Below are 20,381 nucleotides of genomic sequence, written 5' to 3' on the forward strand. Positions count from 1 at the left end.
ATCACCTATCATTTGTAGCGCTTTCAAGTATATTCTATATGGTATATACTATTATGTCTATACTAAAAAACGAGTTTCTTTTTAAAACTCATCGTTTTATTAGAAACTCGTTTTACATGAAATTTATTTTTCAATTGTTTGTACTATCTGAATTTTTTATTCTGTTAATGCTTGGAGGCTGCGCATGTAGATTTCTAAATTTGTTCTTAAATCTGCGGAATCCATATATTCATTCGCCGTATGGGCAATCCCTTTTTGCCCTGGAAATGAAGGGCCAAATGCTAAGATATTCGGCATTTTACGCGCATACGTGGCGCCTGTTGTTGTCACTGGTTTAGGATCATTACCGGTGACTTGATGATAGATCGTTGACAGTGTATCGATTTTTTTTGACTCTTCTGTCCGACAAAATCCAGGAATACTACGAACGACTTCTAAATCAACACCTAAAGGCAATTGGTTTTTCAAACGTGACACGACTTGTTTTTCTGATACGGTCACCGGGTAACGTAAAGCAATTTCTAATAGCAAGCCTTCTGGAGACTTTTGCAGCACAACAGGTGTCAAAATCAACTTGCCTGAATCTTCGTCTTCAAACGCTAAATCGATCCCTTCTCCAAAATGTTTTTGATGAAAGCTTTGACAAATCCAGCGGAAATGACCCTGTGCAACTGGCGGGATCATTCGTTCTTCAGCTAGTTTTGTCGCCAAGATCGTGATAGCATTTTCTCCTAACTCAGGCGCGTTACTTGGTGCTCGTTTACCACTGGCGCTTATTTCTTTTTTGGCAATTCTCACGTTCAGTTGGTCTGGAACATGATCACGGAACTGGTCCCCTTCGAATCGACTGATTTGTTGATGTTCCTCTTCAGGTAAAGTAAAGTGGAGGACAACATTTACGATACCACGTTCGCCATAGACCACAGGATATTTACAATCGGGCGTGAAACCAAATGACGGTGGTTTTTCCTCGGCTAAGTAATGAGAAATATCTGACATGCCACTTTCTTCATCCGTTCCAAAGATGATCCGCAGATTCTTTTTTGGCTGGTGACCTAGGTCTTTTAATAGTTTCATGCCATACAGACAACACATGATAGGTCCTTTGTTGTCTAATATTCCTCGACCATAAAAACGATCCTTTTTCTCACTGAGATCAAACGGCGGAAACTCCCATCCTTGACCAGCAGGGACGACATCGAGATGTCCCAGAACCCCGATATACTCACTTCCTTCATTTCCCCACTGGGCATAGCCGATCGCATCATCGATTACTTTTGTTTGGAACCCATATCCGGCACTTTTGTCCATGACCAAAGAAAGAACCGAGCGTGCTTCTATACCAAAGGGTGCTCCTGGTCCAGCTTCTGATTTAACACTAGGAACTTGCATGACTTGTTTGAGTAAATCCAGAAAATCCAGCCAATTCTCTTCGATTGCTGTGTTGATTTGATCCATTTTTCACCTCTTATTTTTGACGTATCAATGTATTCTTAAACGTATATTGATCTGCACGATAAAAAGACGTGTCGAACAATATCGGTTTAGCAGAAGGAGAATAAGTCATCGAATGGACGAGAAGCATTGGATCATCTTCTGATACATGCAATAACTTGGCAATATCTGGCGGACTTATGACTGCTTCAACTTCTTGATGCGCGTAGCCAATCTCAATGTTTTCTTCAATTATTTCATACAGTGAAGATGCCAGCTGAGCTTGAGGGATCTCACCACTTTCATTTTGCAAATAACGTTTTAGTATATAGAGGTTTTCTACTGTCATTGGTTCATCATCAAAGTAACGTAAACGAGACAGATAAACCATGGCTTCATTTCCATAGTCAGCGAACATCTGGCGAATCTTCAGCGGTACTTCTTTTACGATCTCAACTTGTAATACTTCTGTCCGTGTCTTTTTTCCTTGAGCCTTGGCAGTTTCAGTAAAACTTTGTAAGCCACCGGAACCGCTTTGGATCTTCGGTTGCTTCATAACATAAGTTCCTTTTCCTCTTTCTTTCACTAAAATATTTTGACTGATCAAAAGATCAATTGCTTTGCGCACCGTCAGTCGACTACATTGAAATTCTTCCGCTAAATCATAATCTGAAGGTAACTTTTGACTGGTCACGTAAGTTCCATCATTGACTCGTTGTGCAATTTTTTCAGCTATATCTTGGAAAACCGCTTGTTTTTTCACTTTATTACCTACTTTCTAACTACGTATCATTCATCATACGGTCGATTCGTTTCTGAGTTAAGAAGCCAAACGTCTAAAAGCTTAACTGTCAAAAATAAAAATTTTACTTCTAAAGCTTTTCACCCTATTCGTATGATGAGAAAAAAACCCGCTTAATGAAATCCGAGTCTTATATTTATTCAACATAAAGTATATACCATTAAGTATAGACTTTCATCAATAAAAACGGTTATTTGGCTTTTAAAAAGAATCGGCTTTGTTTGATCTATCTTTCCCTACGTAATTGAGACTGTCTTGGTGGATACGTGGTATTTGAATCTAGCTTGTTATAAACAAAAAAGAATCAATCTAAGCCATTTTCAGCTCAGACTGATTCTCTATCAAGTTGTATATAGTTGAACTTACCCACGAAGCTTTTCAAAACAATTAGATTTTCCCCTTCGTGCGTTTTTTCTCTGCCTTTACTTCATGGATCTCTTGACGTAAGATATTCCGTCTTTCTGCGATCACATAGAAAAAGCCATAAATGAATGGCAAGATGAACGAGCCAAAACGGTAAAGCAGTAAGGAAGAAACAGCATCCACCGTTCCAACTACAGGTCGAAAGAGCAATAGATAAACAAACTCAAACGAACCAATACCTGCGGGGGTTGGTAACACGCCTGACAAAACCACAGCAAAACTAATAAATGAGAATGTTAAAAGAAAATCAAGATGTGGATGATTTTCTACTAAAAACAGATAAGGCATCACATACCAACAGAGTAGTTTTAGCAGATTCCAACAATAGATCCTGATCAATGCGGTACGGTCTTGAATGATCGTTTGCACTGTTTCTCTCAATGAATAGATCTGACTGTTACACGTATCCACCCAGTTGCGTAAACGTTCACTTTTGAATAAGCGATTGGAGACTTTGACAAAAAACACTTGTAGATTCAAACTGACAGATATTGTCACAAGAAATAAAATGATCAAAGCTGTCAAGATGATACCGGCAATGATGAACCAGATCATATTTGGCGCATTTTCGTAAAACAAAGAAAATTGAACAATCAAGCCAATGACTGCATAAGTGATCACCGCTAATTTATACATGATCATATGCAAGGCAGTGACTCCTGCTCCTTGAGAAAACTTCATCCCTTTTTTATTGTAAAAATAAATTTCTGAGATCAGTGTCCCCGTTCCAAATGAAACGATCCGATAAAAGGCAATATAACAAGACGTCCAGAACCCATCACTTGTACTGAAAGATTTGGAAAACGGCTTGGCGATCTCTTTGATTGAGCGACCTTCTACAATTTGATAAAGTGTACCGAAAAAAAACATCGCCAGAAGCACTTGGACACTTGTTGAAAGCAACTCTTTGAAAATATCCGCAAAAGATTGGTTGATCAAATAATAAATAATAGCGAGAATAATAGTCAATAATAATAGATTAATGATGATTTTGATTTTTGTTCCTTTAGTAGACATGTACGACTCCTTAATGGAAAAAATAGATCAAGACGAGATCAATCATGATTCCTAACATGAAAACGATCGTGAACTTCTTTTTTTTAGTTTTGTGACGGAATATGCGTTGTGCGAACAAACCGCCCAAACCACCGCCTAACAAGCTAACAAACAACAAATTACTTTCTGGTACGCGCCAAGCGCCTTTTTTTGCCTGACGTTTATCATAGCCCATCAAGCCAAATAGATAAACATTTACAATGAACAAGTAAAACCACAAGGGATTATGCATCAATACTTCCATCGACTTCCTCCATTTATTGATCTTTTTCTTTTGGTACGTAGATCGCTATACCTTTTGGAATGACTTTCAATTCGATCGGCAAGTCATCGGTAGTGTCACCATCAGTTCGAGTCGTCACTTTCTTTTCTCTTGCCTGGATATTGACTTGACTAGCTGTCAGATATTTGATGCCAGGAACAGAATAGATCTTTCCTTTGATCATACGTGGGAGATAAAAAGCAAACCGGAAAAAATCTAATGAAGGAACGATAGTGATATGGAACTTACCATCATCTGGTGCAGCAGAATCATCGAAACCAGTAAAGCCACCTACTGAGTTAGACATCGTGATCGTCAACAACTGTGCTTTTCCTTGCCAATGAACATCTTCAGTTTTGATATCCAAATGATATTTTTTCTTTTTCATCAATAATTTCACGAAACGCTTGATAAAGATCCATGAACCATATTTTTGCTTTTCTTTTTGACTGATCCACACCGCTGTGTCTGCTAATATGCCAATAGTCAAAGTAGAAATAACTACTTTATCGTTCACTTTCCCGTAGTCGATTTTGCGGATCGATTCCTCTAACATCATTGCTGCGGCTTCTTCTTTCTCAAAAGGAATGCCTAACACTTTCGCTAAGTTATTGATCGTTCCACCAGGTAATAAGCCAACATGGTAATGGTCTAATTCATCTTGGAATGCTTGGATGATATGGTGGATCGTGCCATCACCACCAATGATGACTAGTGTATCTACCTCATGTTCTTTTGCTTTTTCTCTCAATGTTTCATCTTTGATCGACGGTCCAGTTTCCGTTAGATAAACCTCTAGTTCTGGTCGGTGTTTTGCGACGTACTCCTTGAACCATTCTGCTAATTGTTCCCCTTCATCCTTTCCTGAACTTTTGTTATAAAATACCAGTAACTTCTTCATAAACCGTATTCCTCCTACTTTCCTGCAAAAAACAAAGGGAGTGGATGCGAAATAAACGCTCACCCTCCCCCATGAACAGTGATTCGAGCACTGACTAAAATAGCCTCGAATCAATCATATGTCAATGCAGTGTAGCAATCAACCAATAATGTGAGATTATTGGTTGAAATTTAATCTTTTTTATCAATGAAACGGATCAATTACACCTGCGTATTCAACTCCGCGATTTTAACAATGACATCTGCCGCTTTTTCCATGACTTGTAGGGACACAAATTCAAAACGTCCGTGCATGTTTTCGCCACCTGCAAATAGATTTGGTGTTGGTATCCCCAGATAAGAGATTTTTGAGCCATCTGTCCCACCACGTACCGGTTCGATCACTGGCTTGATGTCTAGTTCGATCATTGCTTTTTCAGCTAGATCAACGATACTCATATCCTTTTCGATGATTTCACGCATATTGTAGTATTGATCATACATTTCTACTTGGATACGTTCTTGGTCAAATTGTTGGTTCATTTTTTCTTGAATGCTTGTGATCATTGCTTTTCTCGCTTCAAATGACTCACGTTTATGGTCACGAATGATATAACTCATCTTCGCCTCTTCTGGACTACCATTCAATGCCATCAAATGGAAGAATCCTTCATAACCATCTGTTTTTTCAGGAACTTCATCAGCTGGTAATTCATTGTGGAAGTCGATCGCTAATTGTAAAGCATTGATCATTGTATTCTTCGCTGTACCAGGATGGACATTTTTCCCTTGGATCGTGATGTTGGCTTGCGCTGCACTAAAGGTTTCGTATTGCAACTCTCCTAAAGGACCGCCGTCGATCGTATAAGCAAAATCAACATTGAACTGTTCTACATCAAACTTATCAGCACCCACACCGATTTCTTCATCTGGACCAAAAGCGACTTTGATCTCACCGTGAGGGATCGAAGGATTTTTTAGCAAGATTTCCATAGCTGTCATGATTTCTGCAATACCCGCTTTGTCATCTGCACCTAGTAATGTGGTACCATCAGTTGTGATCAACGTATGGCCATCATAATTTTTTAAATTAGGGAAATCTTTGACATTCAACGTGAAGCGTCCTTCTTTATCTAGAACGATCGTTGATTCCCCGTCATAGTTTTCGATGATTTGAGGATTTACGCCTACTGCATTGAAATCCGCTGTATCCATGTGAGCAATAAAACCAATCGAACGTACGTCATGATCGATATTACTAGGTAGTGTAGCAATCACAAAACCGTTTTCTGTATTATATGTTACATCAGACAAGCCTAGGTCTTCTAATTCTCTTTTCAAAACTTGCGCAAACTCTACTTGCGTTTGCGTAGATGGCGTAGTCTGACTTGTTGGATCGGATTGTGTTTCCGTTTTGACATATCTTAAAAATCGCGGTAATAAGTTCTCGTACATAAATGACTCTCCTTTTTATTTAAATTCAAATGGATTGGTTGATGTTTCTGAAACAAAAAAGTCAACCGACCAATTCTCTTCCTCTTTCCAGATCTCGAACTTCTCTACAAATTTTTCTTTGCATAATGATTCGATATAGTGTCCCGGATCGATCGCAGCTAATCCTGCGCTTTGCATATCTTGTGCTGTATGGAAATAAATGTCGCCAGTGATATAGACATCTGCTCCTTGCGCCAAGGCTGCGGGATAAAACTTCTCACCACTCCCGCCACAGATAGCGACACGTTTGATCATTTTTTGTGGATTTGTCGTGGGGCGAACCACACGTAACCCTTCCAATTGAAAGACTTCTTTCACATGCGCGGCAAAATCATCCAAACTCTGTTCTTTCGCTAGTTCTCCAATACGACCTAATCCCCAAGTTTTGACTGGTGCCTCGATCGGAAACAAATCAAATGCCGGTTCTTCGTAAGGATGTGCGGCAAACATCGCTTGTAAGACTTCCTTTTCTATATTTTCTGGGAAGATCACTTCGACTTTGGCTTCTTGGACTTGTTCCCCACGGCCGACTTCACCAATTGTTGGATTCGCCCCAGCTTTTGGACGGAATCGACCTTGGCCAATCGAGGTAAAACTTGTACTATCATACTCTCCTTGTTCTCCGGCACCCGCTTTTGCCAAAGCAGCTCTTAAACGCGGAGCATCCTCCACTGGAAGATAACTGATCAATTTTTTGTAGCCACGTTCATGTGTTTGAACAAGATGACCTGTGACCTCAATTCCTAATTGCTCACAAAACCAATCGTTCAACCCATCTTCAATGATATCCATGTTTGTGTGGGCTGCATAGACTGCAATATCATGCTTCAACAAATCAGCGTACATTTTTTCTTGTGGAGAATCAGTGATCAAGCGTTTGACTGGTCTAAAAATCGGCGGATGTTTTGCAATCAAAAGATCGATCTTTTTCTCAATGGCTTCTGCCACCACTTCTGGGCGGACATCTAAAGTCATCATCACACGTTGGATCGGTTTGTCCAAGGTGCCGATGTGCAACCCAACTGGATCGCCTTCTTCCGCTAACCATTGCGGGCAATAGCTTTCAAATTTTTTGATGAAATCTTGTGCTTTAATGGACATGTCATAAAACCTCCTTGATCCATTCCACCTCTTGTTGGATTGTCTCATATCTGTTTTGTTCACTCGCATTTTTTAATTGCTCTAAGATCACTTCACGTTGTTTAAGCTCACGTTGCCATTTTGCCGAAAAAGCAGCGTTTTTCTCTTCGAGTAAGAATGGCCCAAACATCAGCTCTTTTTCAGAATAGTCGATGGGCTGTTCTTTCTTTTCAGCTACGATGATCTCATAGATTTTTTTGTTTTCTTCAATGATTTCTTCTGCAATGATCTGATAGTTATTTTCTTTCAGCCACGTTCTTAACGTTTTTTCGCCAATATTGGGCTGTAGAATCAAACGTTCTTCTCCCGATAAGCGCTGGTTTTGCCGACCAGATTCTAAGATGTCACGAATCAAAGAGCCTCCCATGCCAGCAATCGTGATCGCGCTGATGTGATCGTCCTTTTCGATGGCATCTAATCCATTGGCCAAGCGTACCTCGATTCGCTCAGACAGTCCATTTTTCATCACCTGTCGTTTTGCCGATTCAAAAGGTCCTTTCACGACTTCTCCAGCTATAGCAAAGTCGATTTTCCCTTTTAGCATCAATGCGACGGGTAAGTACGCATGATCTGAACCGATATCTGCTAAACGAGCAGCTTCCGGTACAAAACGTCCGACAGTTTCAAGACGTTTCGATAACTCTGTGTGATTCATTTTTCCACTCCTTAACTACTGAATGTTTGGATGTCATCCAATTTGTCATGACTTTGGACAAACACTTACTTATTATAGTTATACTACTTATTTCCACTTTTATGATAACTAATGTTCTTATCCCTATCATAACATTAGTTTATGTTCCATAGAAAAAAGAACTGGGAAAATATCCCAGTCTTTTTTTTACAAGTAATCAAAAGATTTCGATTGATTCTTTTTTTATTGGGCAGTGATCTCAATGATCGAATTTCCAGGAACTTGTGGAGGGATCGACATCGTCATGACCGCCATTTCTACCAATTTAAATTCGATCTTTTCTCCTTCTTTCAAGGAATCGACACCACCAGTGATTTGATCCACTGAAGCATTCAAGATCACTCCATCATTGCTGAAGGAGGTACCGATATTTGCTGGATCTTCTATTTCTTCTACATCTTTGACGGTGATTTGGTATACATCACCTTCCGCTTCGCCGAAGCTTTCGATCGTACCTGTAAACACACTTTGCTTTTGTTCGGTAGAACTATCTGTTTCCACTGTCGATTCTGCATTGATCGAATCGATTGAACCTGTACTTCCTTCTTCGTTGCCACAGCCTGCCAATGCAAACAAGAGACCGGCAGCAACTAGACCAGTTAAAATAGCTTTCATCATACATCCTCCGTGTAATTTCTTGCGTTACTGCTTTGATGATTCCATCCGGTTATTTCTTCAAGTCCATGGATTCGTTTCATCTTAACTTTGTTCATTTTATGAATTTTTATTGAAAAGGTGAAAAACAGTGACAGTTGAGTAGATACTCCAACCTGTTTCTGTAAAAATCATTTAATGGCATTAGCCATTTCGGCGATTTCGGCCTGTCATTTCGATTTCTTTTGTCAAATAGCGGATTCGTTCCATGATCCGTTTGGCTTTCAACGGTTCCTCATCGCCTCGTTGTGTCACCGTCAAATGCTGTTCTAATTCGTTCATCGTGAAGTTTGAAGAAAAGAACGTCGGCAATTGTTCTTGCATTCGATACTGTAAGATGACGCCAAATACTTCATCACGGATCCAACTACTCATCGCATCCGCTCCAATATCATCGATCATCAAGATCGGCGATTTCTTCACCGCATCTAACTTTTCAGCCACTTGGTCTTTGCCGATGGCTTGCTTCATTTCAACAGCAAATGTTGGGAAATGGACCAACGTTGTCGTGAATCCTTTGATTGCCAGTTCTTTTGCTGTTGCTCCTAACAGATAGGTTTTGCCGATACCAAAACTTCCGACCAAGTATAACCCTTTGTGGAAGCTTTTAGGATCAGCCGAATATTGTTCGACGAAGTCTAATGCTTCTAAACTTGCATAACCACGTCCATCTGTTCGTTCGAAATTTTCGAAAGAGGCAGACTGGATATCTTTTGGCATATCCATTGCTTTCACACGACTCTTGATCTCTTCTTGTTTTTGACGAGCTAAGAGTGCTTCCGTCGGCACGTAAGTCACATCGACATAGTGGAAATTCAATGTCAATTTTGGTTCATATCCGGGAGCGATCATGGTTGGATCGTTCGTTTGATATTTTCTTTTTTCTTGGACATACTCATAGAGTTTGGCATAACTTTTTTCGATATCCGCTTGCGTCAATCGGTCTTGATGGGCTGACAGAAAGGCTTGAACATCCGCATCATTCAAAACTTCAGCAATCATCTCGGAATACTTTTCTTGGTAGTTGCGTTTACTGATGATTTTCTTCAGTTCTTTTCCCACATCTTCCATTAGCTCTCACCTTCCTTTTTAGCCAGATACTCTTTGAAGCGACGATCGATCTCGGCTTTTTTCTCTGTACTGATTTGCGTTTCGTCTTTTGGTTGATTGACCCAATCAGGCAATTTTTCTCGCCTTACATTTCGGCGATAATTTGACGTGTTGTTTTGTTTTGACGCTTTCGGTTGTTTCGCTTTCGTACTCAATGTATGGAGATGTTCAATCGCTTCTTCTGGCGTACTGATTTTTTTTTGCGCCCACTCATTAGCGATCGTATTCACGAAGCTCGCATTTAAGCTCGCATGGTTTTTTATGACTAACACATAGTTGATCAAAATGTTGATGACACTGCTAGTCAGACCGGATTGGGTGACCAAATCTTGCAACAACCAGTTTTCCTGTTTGGAAACATACCCGCCTTTTTCTTTTTTTATTGCTTCGAGATAACGCATCGGTGGGGTTTGTCGTGCAACTTGGATCAATTGTTGTGCAGCACTAGGCAACGCCTGATTGACAGGGACACCTGTTTCAGCAGACTGATCGGTAACCAGAGTGTTGCTCGATTGTCGCAACGTATTCTGCTGTTGCTGCCGTAACAAGACGATCCGTTGGAGTTCTTTTAAAGATACTTCTTCTGTCGTAAAATCAAATGACTGTAGAATCAACTCTCCTAAAGTCAGTTCATCGAAGCCGTAGAGTTGTTGGTATGTTTTCGCTTGTTGCAGAACTGGTTCTGTCAACTGATTGATGTGTTGTTTCTTCAACCAATCGATTAAAAACGTCCAGTCAAACGAGTCTGAATCTGCTAACAATGATTTGGGTTCAACAGGTGTGAATTTTTGCTGAATCGATTCCACTTGTTCTTGGTTTGCTGCATAGACTGTTTCATTGAACCGATAGACTTCCAAAAACTTCTTAGTGATTTTTTGATAGCCTTCATACGAAAGATTTTTTGGCTTAAATAATTCCGTCAATTGGTTGAATCGACGTTCGCCAACTTTTTCTAAAAGTAAAAAAGAAAGTAACGTATCATTGAAAAACGTAGGAACGTCCATCGGTTCTAACAACTCATAAAGAAAACAATCACCCAAATTTTCATCTTTTTTGAAATAGACTTCTAAAAGACCGATTCCTTCTAATTTTTTTCGTGCCTCATAAAATTGCGGTAATCCACAACTTAGACTACTCAATAAATCGGCGTGTAATCCTTCAGGACCTACGCCAGTTTCTAGCGAGATCTCCGAATACAACGTCAAGTAAAGACTCAACGCTTCTCCCCCGATCAATGGTTGGTAAAGGGATAACAAGGCAGACTTTCCTTCTTCTTTTAAAGGACTGCTCTTTCTTCCTTGGTAAATATTTTTCGGTTGTAATTCTTTCCACGCATTTTCCAAGGAATGCTCCCTCCTTTATTAATTACGCATCATTTTCACTATTACTCGTATCTTTTGCTTTATCAACAATGTCTTGTAATTCTTTCAAAAAGACAGACATATCTTTGAATTGACGATAGACACTCGCAAAACGAATATAGGCGATTTCATCTAAGTTCACTAAATCTTCCATGACGTATTCACCGATCAGATTAGTTGAAACTTCATTTTCGCCAAGACTTCTTACACGATTTTCAACATGGTTGACGATCTGTTCCATTTGTTCCATCGCTACTGGTCGTTTTTCGGCAGACCGGATCAAGCCTCGTAAAATTTTGTCACGATTGAATTCTTCACGTTCGCCATTTTTCTTGATCACTAATAACGGCGCTGCTTCGATTCGTTCAAAGGTCGTAAAACGGAAGGAACATTTTTCGCACTCCCGGCGTCTTCTTATTGCTCGACCATCGTCAGCTTGACGACTATCGATCACTCTTGAGTTGTTATGTTGACATCTAGGACATCTCATCGTAATTTTCACCTCTCTTGGTGTAGTTTGATCGCTTATTTGAATGTACCAAATGAAGTTGTTCCATCAGTTAATTTTTCCCACCAATTATGAATCATTGGTGGAAAAAAGGCTGGTTTTCAACACTAAGCTTAAAAATTATAAAATATGAAAAGGATTTTTTCAATTTATATCTTATTGCTCAGTTCAAAGTGATTTTCACAACTTCACTGCTTATTGTTTTAGATTTTTTTCCACTGATTTTTTATTGAACTAATTCAAGTGGATCGTAATAAACGTTTTCTTATTACTAACTTTAGTATAACATGAAACAATTAAGCAATGCGACTGTCCCAGTTAAAAAATCGCTTGAACTGAAAGATTTGTTGTGTTTTTATCTCAACGAACGAAAACAGACTGGCGTTCAGCACCAGCCTGTTTCTTTTTGATTTTCTATTTTACTCAATGCTTGGGTAATCCCTATAGTTTATCTTCGATTCCCGTGTAATGTTTCATTCGTTCTTCTTCGATTTTTTGTTCTGTTGAACGATGATCGAATTGGGGGTCTTGGTTTACTTCAGGACTTGTTTCCGGATCTTTGCGTTCTGTGGTTAAGTCCTGTCGCTTGGATTCTTTTTCGACATGTTGGTCTTCTAACTCAGCAATTCTCGCCCGGTATTCATCTTCACGAATTTTACCTTCTTCTGCTTGGATCTGGCCCTTTTCCTGTAAATCTTCTTTGTGGAGAATCTCACCAATTTTTTCTTTCGCAGAACCTACTACTTTATCTTTTTGGTTTTTGAATGTACCCATCGTATCATCTCCCCCTCTTTCTTTATATAAATAGCATAGCAAAATGTTGCGATTTACTCAAAGAAAGCGATTAAGCAATAACCATTTTTTGATTTCAGCGGATAAATCTTCCTTGGTTTGGCGGTTATCGAATACGATATCCGCACGTCGTTTCTTTTCCTCGATCGACAGTTGGCTTTTCACCCGTTGTTCTGCTTCTTGCTTCGATAATTGATTGCGTACCATCAAGCGTTCGATTTGCTGAGATTCTGGAATATAGACAACTGCGACGGCATCCATTTGTGTATCATACTGTCCTTCAAACAATAAAGGAATATCGACAACGATCAACGGATATTGGGCTTTCTTCTCTATGATTTCTTCAGTGATTCTCCCACGGATAAATGGATCTAATATTTGATTCAATTGCTCACGTGCAGTGACAGAACCGAAAATCAATTGTCCAAGTTTTGCCCGATCTAACTGACCATCCTGTTGGAGGATCTCTTTGCCGAATGCTTGAACCAACGCTTGAAGTCCTGGCGTATCCGGTTCAACGACCTCTCTTGCCACTATATCGGCATCGATCACTGGAAAGCCATATTGTTGGAAAATAGCAGCGGCAGTACTCTTGCCTGTCGCAATTCCCCCTGTCAAACCTAAAACAAATCCTACTTGGGTATTCTTAATTTCTGACATGTTGGACAATAGTGCGTCCCCCTTTGCGCAACTTTCGTTTTCACGATTGGTGTTTGACAACGAACACATGCTTCTCCTGTCTGTCCATAGACATGTAAAGCCACTTGGAAACTCCCTGACTCACCTAACGCATTGAGATAACTTCGGATCGTTGTTCCCCCTGCTTCAACTGCTCGTGACAACACATCGATGATTGCTTGACGGAGTAATTTGATTTCTTTTGGGCGTAAAGAATCAGCTGGTTGCTCTGGATGGATCTTCGCTTCCCATAATGCTTCATCTACGTAGATATTTCCTAGTCCTGTGACCAACTTTTGATCAAGTAACAAAGGTTTGATGGCTTTGTGTGACTTTTGTAGCCCTACTGTAAAGTCTTTTAATAAGAATAGATCTGGTAAAGGCTCTGGACCTAATTTTAAGATTCCTTTATAGGTATTGCTCGCTCCTTTTTCAACGATCGTCATACGGCCGAATTTTCTTACATCGTGGTATCGTAATTGGCTGCCATCTTCAAAAGAAAAAATCACATGTGTGTGTTTGTCGATCGGTTCTTCTTTTTCAAAATATTGATATTTTCCCTCCATCCGTAAATGGGAAATCATTTCATAATGACTCAAGTGAAAAATCAAAAATTTCCCCCTACGACCGATCGATTCGATCGTTTCACCAATTAACGTTGCTTCAAAAATCGGTACCTCCGGTTGTTCAATGATTCTCGGCCACAGCACTTGGACGTTTTTGATTTTTTTGTTTTTCACTAATTTCTCTAATCCTTTACGGACAGTTTCAACTTCTGGTAATTCGGGCATCCTTTTTCTCACCTACAATTTTCACTTATTTGATTTTGAATCGAACTTATCTGAAACAAAAATAAAAGCTATTTTTATTCTTGAACTTAAAACAGAATAAACGGTGTTCCATAAGCTGACCTTCAACATTAAGCTAAAAAATCGTAAAATATGAAAAGCTATTTTTAATTTTCTATCTTACTGCTCAGATCAAAACGCTTTTGTCACAACCTTGATAAACAGTATTCCACAAGCAACTACTTCAGAAATAAGCCAAGAAACCCAAAAATTTGATAAACAATTTTCGGGTTTCTCGCCTTATTCTCAGAGCTGGACAGCTCTGTTACAATCTACTCCTACATCGAACGAACCTGATCCAAGATCTTTCCTCAATGTTTGTCTATCGGTATAAAAGTAAAGAATTATTTGGCTTCATACCATGTTTTGCCCCAGCTGCTGTCTGTGATCAGTGGAACATGTAAAGCAACCGCCTGTTCCATTACTTCGCTGACTAATTTATCTAACATCTCTAATTCACTTTCTGGCACTTCAAAGACTAATTCATCGTGCACTTGAAGTAACATCGTCGCTTGCAAGTCCGATTCTTTCAAGCGTTTGTCCAATTCGATCATGGCGATTTTCAGGATATCCGCCGCACTTCCTTGGATCGGCGTATTGATTGCTGTTCGTTCGGCAAATGAACGAATGTTGTAGTTTCTTGAATTAATATCTGGTAAATAGCGACGACGATGGTATAACGTTTCTACAAAACCTTGATCTTTCGCTTCACGAACAATACGCTCCATGTATTCTTTGACACCTGGATATTTTTCAAAGTACGTATCGATATATTGTTGAGCTGCTTTACGCGTAATGCCTAAGTTTTGTGATAACCCATAATCAGAAATTCCATAAACGATTCCGAAATTGACTGCTTTCGCTTGACGACGCATATTTGGTGTGACGTCTTCGGCTTTTTCAATGCCGAACACACGCATTGCTGTACTTGAATGGATATCTTGTCCTTCTAAAAAGGCAGCTTTTAAATGCTCGTCATCTGAGATATGCGCCAATACACGTAATTCGATCTGAGAATAGTCAGAAGAATAGATCAACCAATCTTCGTTTCTAGGAACGAATGCTTGACGGATCTTGCGACCTTCATCTAAACGGATCGGAATATTTTGTAAGTTGGGATCAACTGAACTCAAACGGCCTGTCTGCGTCAATGTTTGAACATAGCGAGTATGGACTTTCCCGTCCGATTGGATCACTTTCAGTAAACCTTCGACATAGGTCGATTGGATTTTAGCGATTTGGCGATAAATCAAAATATCATCAACGATCGGTGCTTGCTCACGCAATTGTTCTAAGACATCAACCGCAGTCGAATAGCCTGTTTTGGTTTTTTTGATCACTGGAAGACCCATCTTTTCAAAAAGGATCACACCTAATTGTTTAGGTGAGTTTAGATTGAATTCTTCTCCAGCCTCTTCATAGATTTTTCGTTCGATCTCTCTCAATCGATCCGAAAATTCGATTTTCATTTCTTGAAGACGAGTCGCATCCACTTTGATCCCACTGATTTCCATTTCAGCCAAGATGATCGACAAAGGTAATTCCATTTTTCGGAAAAGATTTTCTTGATTTTTTTCTGCTAATTCTTGACTTAGTTTAGGCGTCAAACCATTGATTGCTGAAACTTTTCGTGCTAGGTGGGCAAAGAAAACTTCTTCATCTTCTGGTAGACCTTTCTTCGCGCCTTTTCCATAGATTGCTTCATCCGATTGGATATCATGATACCCATAATGTGACGCTATCCCTTCGATGTCCTCACTTTTCTCGTTCGTATCCAGTAAATAAGCACCTAGTAAGACATCAAAGTCGATCCCTTGTAATTTCGTTGCATAGCGGTTCAATGCCACATACGTACGCTTAGCATCATATACATTTTTCAGGCGAGTCTTGTCCCCGACCCATGAAAGAAAGGCTTCATTTTCAAAAATCGCTAAGTCATTTGTCACATAGATTTTCTCTGGTGTTCCCCATGCCACACCAACGATGTCCTCTGTATGATAGTTGTCGCCCATCATCTCAACATATAAAGCCATATTTGTCTGGAACATGCTCTCATCGTATTCATGGACCACTTCAAACAAAATATCTTTCATTTCTACTTGTTCTTCAACCACATCTAATTTAGCAAGAAATTGTTTGAAATCCATTTCCTTGAAGAAAGGCACCAATTTATCTAAGTCTTTTCCTTGATAGGCAAGGGAGTCAATATCCACTTCTACTGGCGCATCGGTATCGATCGTTGCTAATTTTTTAGACAAGAAAGCTTGCTCTTTGTCATTGATCAGATTTTCTTTCATCTTACTTTGCTTCATTTCGTCGATATGTTCATAGATCCCTTCAACAGAGCCATATTGATTTAATAATTTGATCGCTGTTTTTTCACCGATCTTTGTTACCCCAGGGATATTATCTGAAGCATCCCCTGCTAATCCCTTCATATCGATGATTTGTTTCGGTGTAAGTCCATCATATTTTTCCGCCACATGTTCTGGCGTATAACTTTCAATATCACTTACACCTTTCACAGTGATATCGACTTTGATTTCTTTTGATGCCAATTGTGTTAAATCTCGGTCACCGGACAAGACAACTACATCGAATATTTCTTTATCCACTTTTTCTGCCAAAGTACCGATGATATCGTCTGCCTCATAGTTCGGTAACTCGTAATACTTCACACCTAGACCGGTTAGAAGCTCACGGATATAAGGCATTTGTTCTTTGAATTCTCCCGGTGTCTTTGAACGGCCACCTTTGTATTCTGCGTACATTTCTGTTCGGAATGTTGTTTTCCCTGCATCAAAAGCAACCAAAACATGCGTTGGTTGTTCTTTTTGCATGACATTTTCAAACATATTATGAAACGCATAGATTGCGTTGGTATGCAACCCATTACGATTTTTAAAACGTTCCAACGAATTGTGCAACGCAAAGAATGCACGAAAGGCCACACTATTTCCGTCAACGAGTAATAATTTATTTTTAGTCATCCGCTTAACTCCTTACTATAAAGTTCTTTCTCATTCTAACAAAGAATGCCAAAGAATGCGAAAAGAAAAAACGGATAGGCAAAAGGTTGTTAGAAAAGCGGTCCGTACTAAGGCGTAAGATACCAGTGTTACTTTTTGAATACCGTTTATTCTAGATTGCGAACAAAGTAATTTAGGATAAAAATAGTGATTACTGGTATCGATGACCAAAAAAAAGAACCCACTAGAATTTGACGATCAAATTCTAGTGGGTTCTTTCTTTTCATATGAGAGATATTTTTATCTTGCTCTTCGTTTATTGCTTAGTTATTACGTCCAAAGATTCGCAAGAATGCCAAGAACAAGTTGATGAAATCTAGATATAGTTGAAGTGCCAAGAATACGGCAATCCCACTATTTGCTTGTCCATTTGATTGAACATATACATTTGCGATCTTTTGGTTATCATAAGCAGTGATACCTGCAAAAATCACGACAAGTAGTAATGAGATGAACAGTTCAACTGCACTACTTCTTAAAATAAAAACATTCAAGACCATCGCAATGATCACACCGATCAACGCTGCCATTCCGGCACGACCCACACCTGATAAATCTTTTTTAGTGAACATCCCGATTGCTGACATCCCAATGAACATCCCAGTTGCTGAAATAAAAGCAGTTGTGATCGTTCCGATATCATAAAAAGCTAATGTAACAGCTAAAACGATACCATTCAATAAGGAATATGCGATAAATCCACCGATTGCTAAGCTTGGATTTTTTTGTGCTTTTGCTCCTAAAACTAAAACCAAAATAATTTGGACGATCCATAATCCCATAAAACCTAATGGAAAATTATTGATGAAGCTTGCTACTTGATAAGGAAAGACTTGGATCGCTAAATAGGAAGTGATCGCACTTAGCGCTAGACCGATTCCTAAAAATCCGTAGACTTTCGCATAAAAGCGGTTGATACTATTTGATATGATTTGATTGTTCATCTTATTCACCTTCACTTTCAAGAGTTAATTCTTGTTCTAATTCTGGTGGTTGTACCATGACTACTGCATCTAATACACGATTGTCTTGTGTATTCGTGGCCTCCACTGAAATAGTCACAACATTTTTCATCTTATCCACTCGAATGACTTCAAACTGAAACGTCAATGTTTCATAATGAAAAACCGGCTCGACAAAATTAGCTGAAAAATTCACCACATGAGAACCTGGACCAGGCAAGTGTTTTGACACTGCACTTGTTATGATTCCCATTAACATCACAGTTGGAACAATGGGTTGATGGTATTCCGTTTTCTGTGCAAAATCATGTTGGATATATAAAGGATTGGCATCGTTTGTTAACCCTAAATATAATAATAACTGATTATCTTCAATTGATTCTGTTAAAGATAACGAGTCACCTTCCTCGATTTCATTGATTGTTTTTCCTAATTTACGCGGTTTACTTATGTTCAAGTTTAAACCCTCCAGTTTATTTATTCATTCGTACCAATTGTACCAAATCATACAAAAAACGCAAGTTACAGAACATGCTTTGGTCTTTCACTTATGTAAGCAATCACTTCGATGATCGTACATTATTTATTGAAGACTATAGCATAGTTGAATAAAAACCGTTCGTATTTTGTCTGGATATTTTAGGATTTCTTAATTCGATCGAATACGTACGGTCACTATAAGCAGGCGAAACATTACTGATAAAGAACTACCTATCACCCACAAATAAACGTCAAAAGGGGCTGCCACCTGACAATCCCTTTTGACGCTAACTTCTTTTATTCACTTAGATGATTACAGAACGTTTTTCGTTGTACTGCTCAATAATTTTTCATAGGCTTGTTCAAATTTTTGAACATCACCAGCACCCATGAAAATAATCACTGCTTCATGGTAGTCTAATAACGGCGAAACGTTATCTTCTTTGATTACTTGACCACCTTTTTTGATTTTTGCCCCTAGGTCTTCGATTTTAACGTCCCCTTGTTCTTCACGGGCAGAACCAAAAATATCACATAGATACACACGGTCAGCTAAATCTAAGGCTTCGGCAAATTCATCCATCAAGGCAATCGTACGAGTAAATGTATGTGGTTGGAAGACTGCAATGATTTCTTTGTCTGGATATTTCTGACGTGCACCATCAATAGTTGCTTTGATTTCTGCTGGATGGTGAGCATAGTCATCAACGACTGTCATATCAGCCACGATTTTCTCGCTAAAACGACGTTTCACTCCAGGGAATGTCAACATTTCGTCAGCAACTTCTTTCACGTCTAACTTTTCAAAGTAGGCAACTGCGATAACACCAAGTGCATTCAAAATATTATGTTTTCCAAATGCTGGAACTGTAAAGTGTCCAACAAACTCTTCGCCATGGAACACATCAAAAGCTGAACCAGTTGTCGTACGTTCAATATTACGTGCTTGGATATCGTCATCTTCATTCATACCGTAATAATAGATTGGCACATCCGCTTCTAACTTTCTTAGATAGTCGTCATCTCCGTAAGCAAAGATCGCTTTTTTGACTTGTTTTGCCATCGTTTGGAAAGCTGAGAAAACATCATCGATACTTGTATAATAATCAGGATGATCAAAATCGATATTCGTCATGATCACATAATCAGGAGAGTAAGCTAAAAAATGGCGACGATATTCACATGCTTCAAAAGCAAAGAATTCTGCCTCTGGATCACCATGACCAGTGCCGTCACCAATCAAGTAACTTGTCGGACGAATCCCTGTCAATACATGTGATAATAGACCTGTCGTACTTGTTTTCCCATGGGAACCAGTGACAGCGATACTCGTATAATTTTGGATAAAATCTGCAATAAAATCATGGTAACGGATTACTTCTAATCCAAGCTCTTTTGCACGTTGGATCTCTTCGTGTGAATCTGGAAAAGCATTGCCGGCGATCACGATCATTCCTGGTTTGACGTTTTCTGCATCAAACGGCAAGATAGAGATATTGGCTTTTTCTAAATCTCTTTGAGTAAAGAAATATTTTTCGATATCTGATCCTTGGACGTTTAATCCTTTTTCATGTAATACAAGTGCCAAAGAGCTCATTCCTGAGCCTTTAATACCAACAAAGTGGTACAAATTTTCTTGATTTTTCATTTGAATCCTCTTCTCTTAACTATCATCCATTATTTTATTCATACATTCAACACGAAACCCATTATCTTATAAACAATAAAAAATTTCAACCAAATTTATTCGGATGATTTTTAGTTCCTTAAATATT

At 39.1% G+C, this 20,381-nt stretch carries 19 protein-coding genes; all 19 read right to left on the minus strand.

Annotated features, from left to right (window positions below):
- Positions 1-156: 156 nt before the first annotated feature.
- A complete protein-coding gene (locus tag IGJ14_RS07365) occupies positions 157-1,458 on the minus strand; it encodes a Sapep family Mn(2+)-dependent dipeptidase (RefSeq protein ID WP_019722662.1) in 1,302 nt (433 codons plus the stop codon).
- Positions 1,459-1,468: 10 nt separating this feature from the next.
- A complete protein-coding gene (locus IGJ14_RS07370; RefSeq protein WP_019722661.1) occupies positions 1,469-2,197 on the minus strand; it encodes a GntR family transcriptional regulator, LSA1692 subfamily in 729 nt (242 codons plus the stop codon).
- A gap of 426 nt (positions 2,198-2,623) precedes the next feature.
- On the minus strand, positions 2,624-3,676 hold the full coding sequence (locus tag IGJ14_RS07375; protein WP_019722660.1) for a lysylphosphatidylglycerol synthase transmembrane domain-containing protein: 1,053 nt from the start codon (positions 3,674-3,676) through the stop codon (positions 2,624-2,626).
- Positions 3,677-3,686: 10 nt separating this feature from the next.
- Entirely contained in the window at positions 3,687-3,959 is a 273-nt protein-coding gene (locus IGJ14_RS07380; protein ID WP_010735321.1) for a DUF1294 domain-containing protein, read from the minus strand.
- A 13-nt stretch (positions 3,960-3,972) separates the two neighbouring features.
- Positions 3,973-4,878: a diacylglycerol/lipid kinase family protein gene (locus tag IGJ14_RS07385; RefSeq protein ID WP_019722659.1), complete on the minus strand. Its 906-nt coding sequence runs from the start codon at positions 4,876-4,878 to the stop codon at positions 3,973-3,975.
- A 200-nt stretch (positions 4,879-5,078) separates the two neighbouring features.
- The gene (gene pepT, locus IGJ14_RS07390; protein ID WP_019722658.1) at positions 5,079-6,311 is read right to left on the minus strand and encodes a peptidase T; all 1,233 of its coding nucleotides are present in this window, start codon (positions 6,309-6,311) and stop codon (positions 5,079-5,081) included.
- Between the two features lie 15 nt (positions 6,312-6,326).
- Positions 6,327-7,451, minus strand: a complete 1,125-nt coding sequence (locus IGJ14_RS07395) for a Nif3-like dinuclear metal center hexameric protein (RefSeq protein WP_019722657.1) — start codon at positions 7,449-7,451, stop codon at positions 6,327-6,329.
- 1 nt (position 7,452) lies between these two features.
- Complete coding sequence (locus tag IGJ14_RS07400; RefSeq protein ID WP_019722656.1) at positions 7,453-8,145, minus strand: tRNA (adenine(22)-N(1))-methyltransferase; 693 nt, start codon at positions 8,143-8,145, stop codon at positions 7,453-7,455.
- Between the two features lie 222 nt (positions 8,146-8,367).
- A complete protein-coding gene (locus tag IGJ14_RS07405; protein WP_010735316.1) occupies positions 8,368-8,799 on the minus strand; it encodes a hypothetical protein in 432 nt (143 codons plus the stop codon).
- A 183-nt stretch (positions 8,800-8,982) separates the two neighbouring features.
- Positions 8,983-9,909, minus strand: a complete 927-nt coding sequence (gene dnaI / locus IGJ14_RS07410) for a primosomal protein DnaI (protein ID WP_010735315.1) — start codon at positions 9,907-9,909, stop codon at positions 8,983-8,985.
- A complete protein-coding gene (locus IGJ14_RS07415) occupies positions 9,909-11,291 on the minus strand; it encodes a replication initiation and membrane attachment family protein (RefSeq protein WP_019722655.1) in 1,383 nt (460 codons plus the stop codon). Before IGJ14_RS07415 ends, dnaI begins: the two co-directional genes overlap by 1 nt.
- A 22-nt stretch (positions 11,292-11,313) precedes the next feature.
- Entirely contained in the window at positions 11,314-11,799 is a 486-nt protein-coding gene (gene nrdR, locus IGJ14_RS07420) for a transcriptional regulator NrdR (protein WP_010735313.1), read from the minus strand.
- Positions 11,800-12,258: 459 nt separating this feature from the next.
- The gene (locus IGJ14_RS07425) at positions 12,259-12,591 is read right to left on the minus strand and encodes a hypothetical protein (protein ID WP_019722654.1); all 333 of its coding nucleotides are present in this window, start codon (positions 12,589-12,591) and stop codon (positions 12,259-12,261) included.
- 57 nt (positions 12,592-12,648) lie between these two features.
- Positions 12,649-13,269, minus strand: coding sequence for a dephospho-CoA kinase (coaE, locus tag IGJ14_RS07430; protein ID WP_019722653.1), 621 nt, complete (start codon positions 13,267-13,269; stop codon positions 12,649-12,651).
- On the minus strand, positions 13,242-14,078 hold the full coding sequence (gene mutM, locus IGJ14_RS07435; RefSeq protein ID WP_019722652.1) for a DNA-formamidopyrimidine glycosylase: 837 nt from the start codon (positions 14,076-14,078) through the stop codon (positions 13,242-13,244). The genes coaE and mutM overlap by 28 nt, the downstream gene beginning before the upstream one ends.
- Positions 14,079-14,479: 401 nt before the next feature.
- Complete coding sequence (gene polA, locus IGJ14_RS07440) at positions 14,480-17,125, minus strand: DNA polymerase I (RefSeq protein WP_019722651.1); 2,646 nt, start codon at positions 17,123-17,125, stop codon at positions 14,480-14,482.
- 302 nt (positions 17,126-17,427) lie between these two features.
- Positions 17,428-18,108 carry a Bax inhibitor-1/YccA family protein gene (locus IGJ14_RS07445; RefSeq protein WP_019722650.1) on the minus strand — a complete coding sequence of 227 codons (681 nt, stop codon included), beginning with the start codon at positions 18,106-18,108 and terminating at the stop codon, positions 17,428-17,430.
- Between the two features lies 1 nt (position 18,109).
- The gene (locus IGJ14_RS07450) at positions 18,110-18,583 is read right to left on the minus strand and encodes a MaoC/PaaZ C-terminal domain-containing protein (RefSeq protein WP_019722649.1); all 474 of its coding nucleotides are present in this window, start codon (positions 18,581-18,583) and stop codon (positions 18,110-18,112) included.
- A 336-nt stretch (positions 18,584-18,919) separates the two neighbouring features.
- Entirely contained in the window at positions 18,920-20,254 is a 1,335-nt protein-coding gene (gene murC, locus IGJ14_RS07455; RefSeq protein ID WP_010735306.1) for a UDP-N-acetylmuramate--L-alanine ligase, read from the minus strand.
- Between the last annotated feature and the right edge of the window lie 127 nt (positions 20,255-20,381).

Origin of the sequence: Enterococcus sp. DIV1304_2 (assembly GCF_050555445.1) — a bacterium.
Classification (GTDB): Bacteria; Bacillota; Bacilli; order Lactobacillales; family Enterococcaceae; genus Enterococcus_B; species Enterococcus_B pernyi.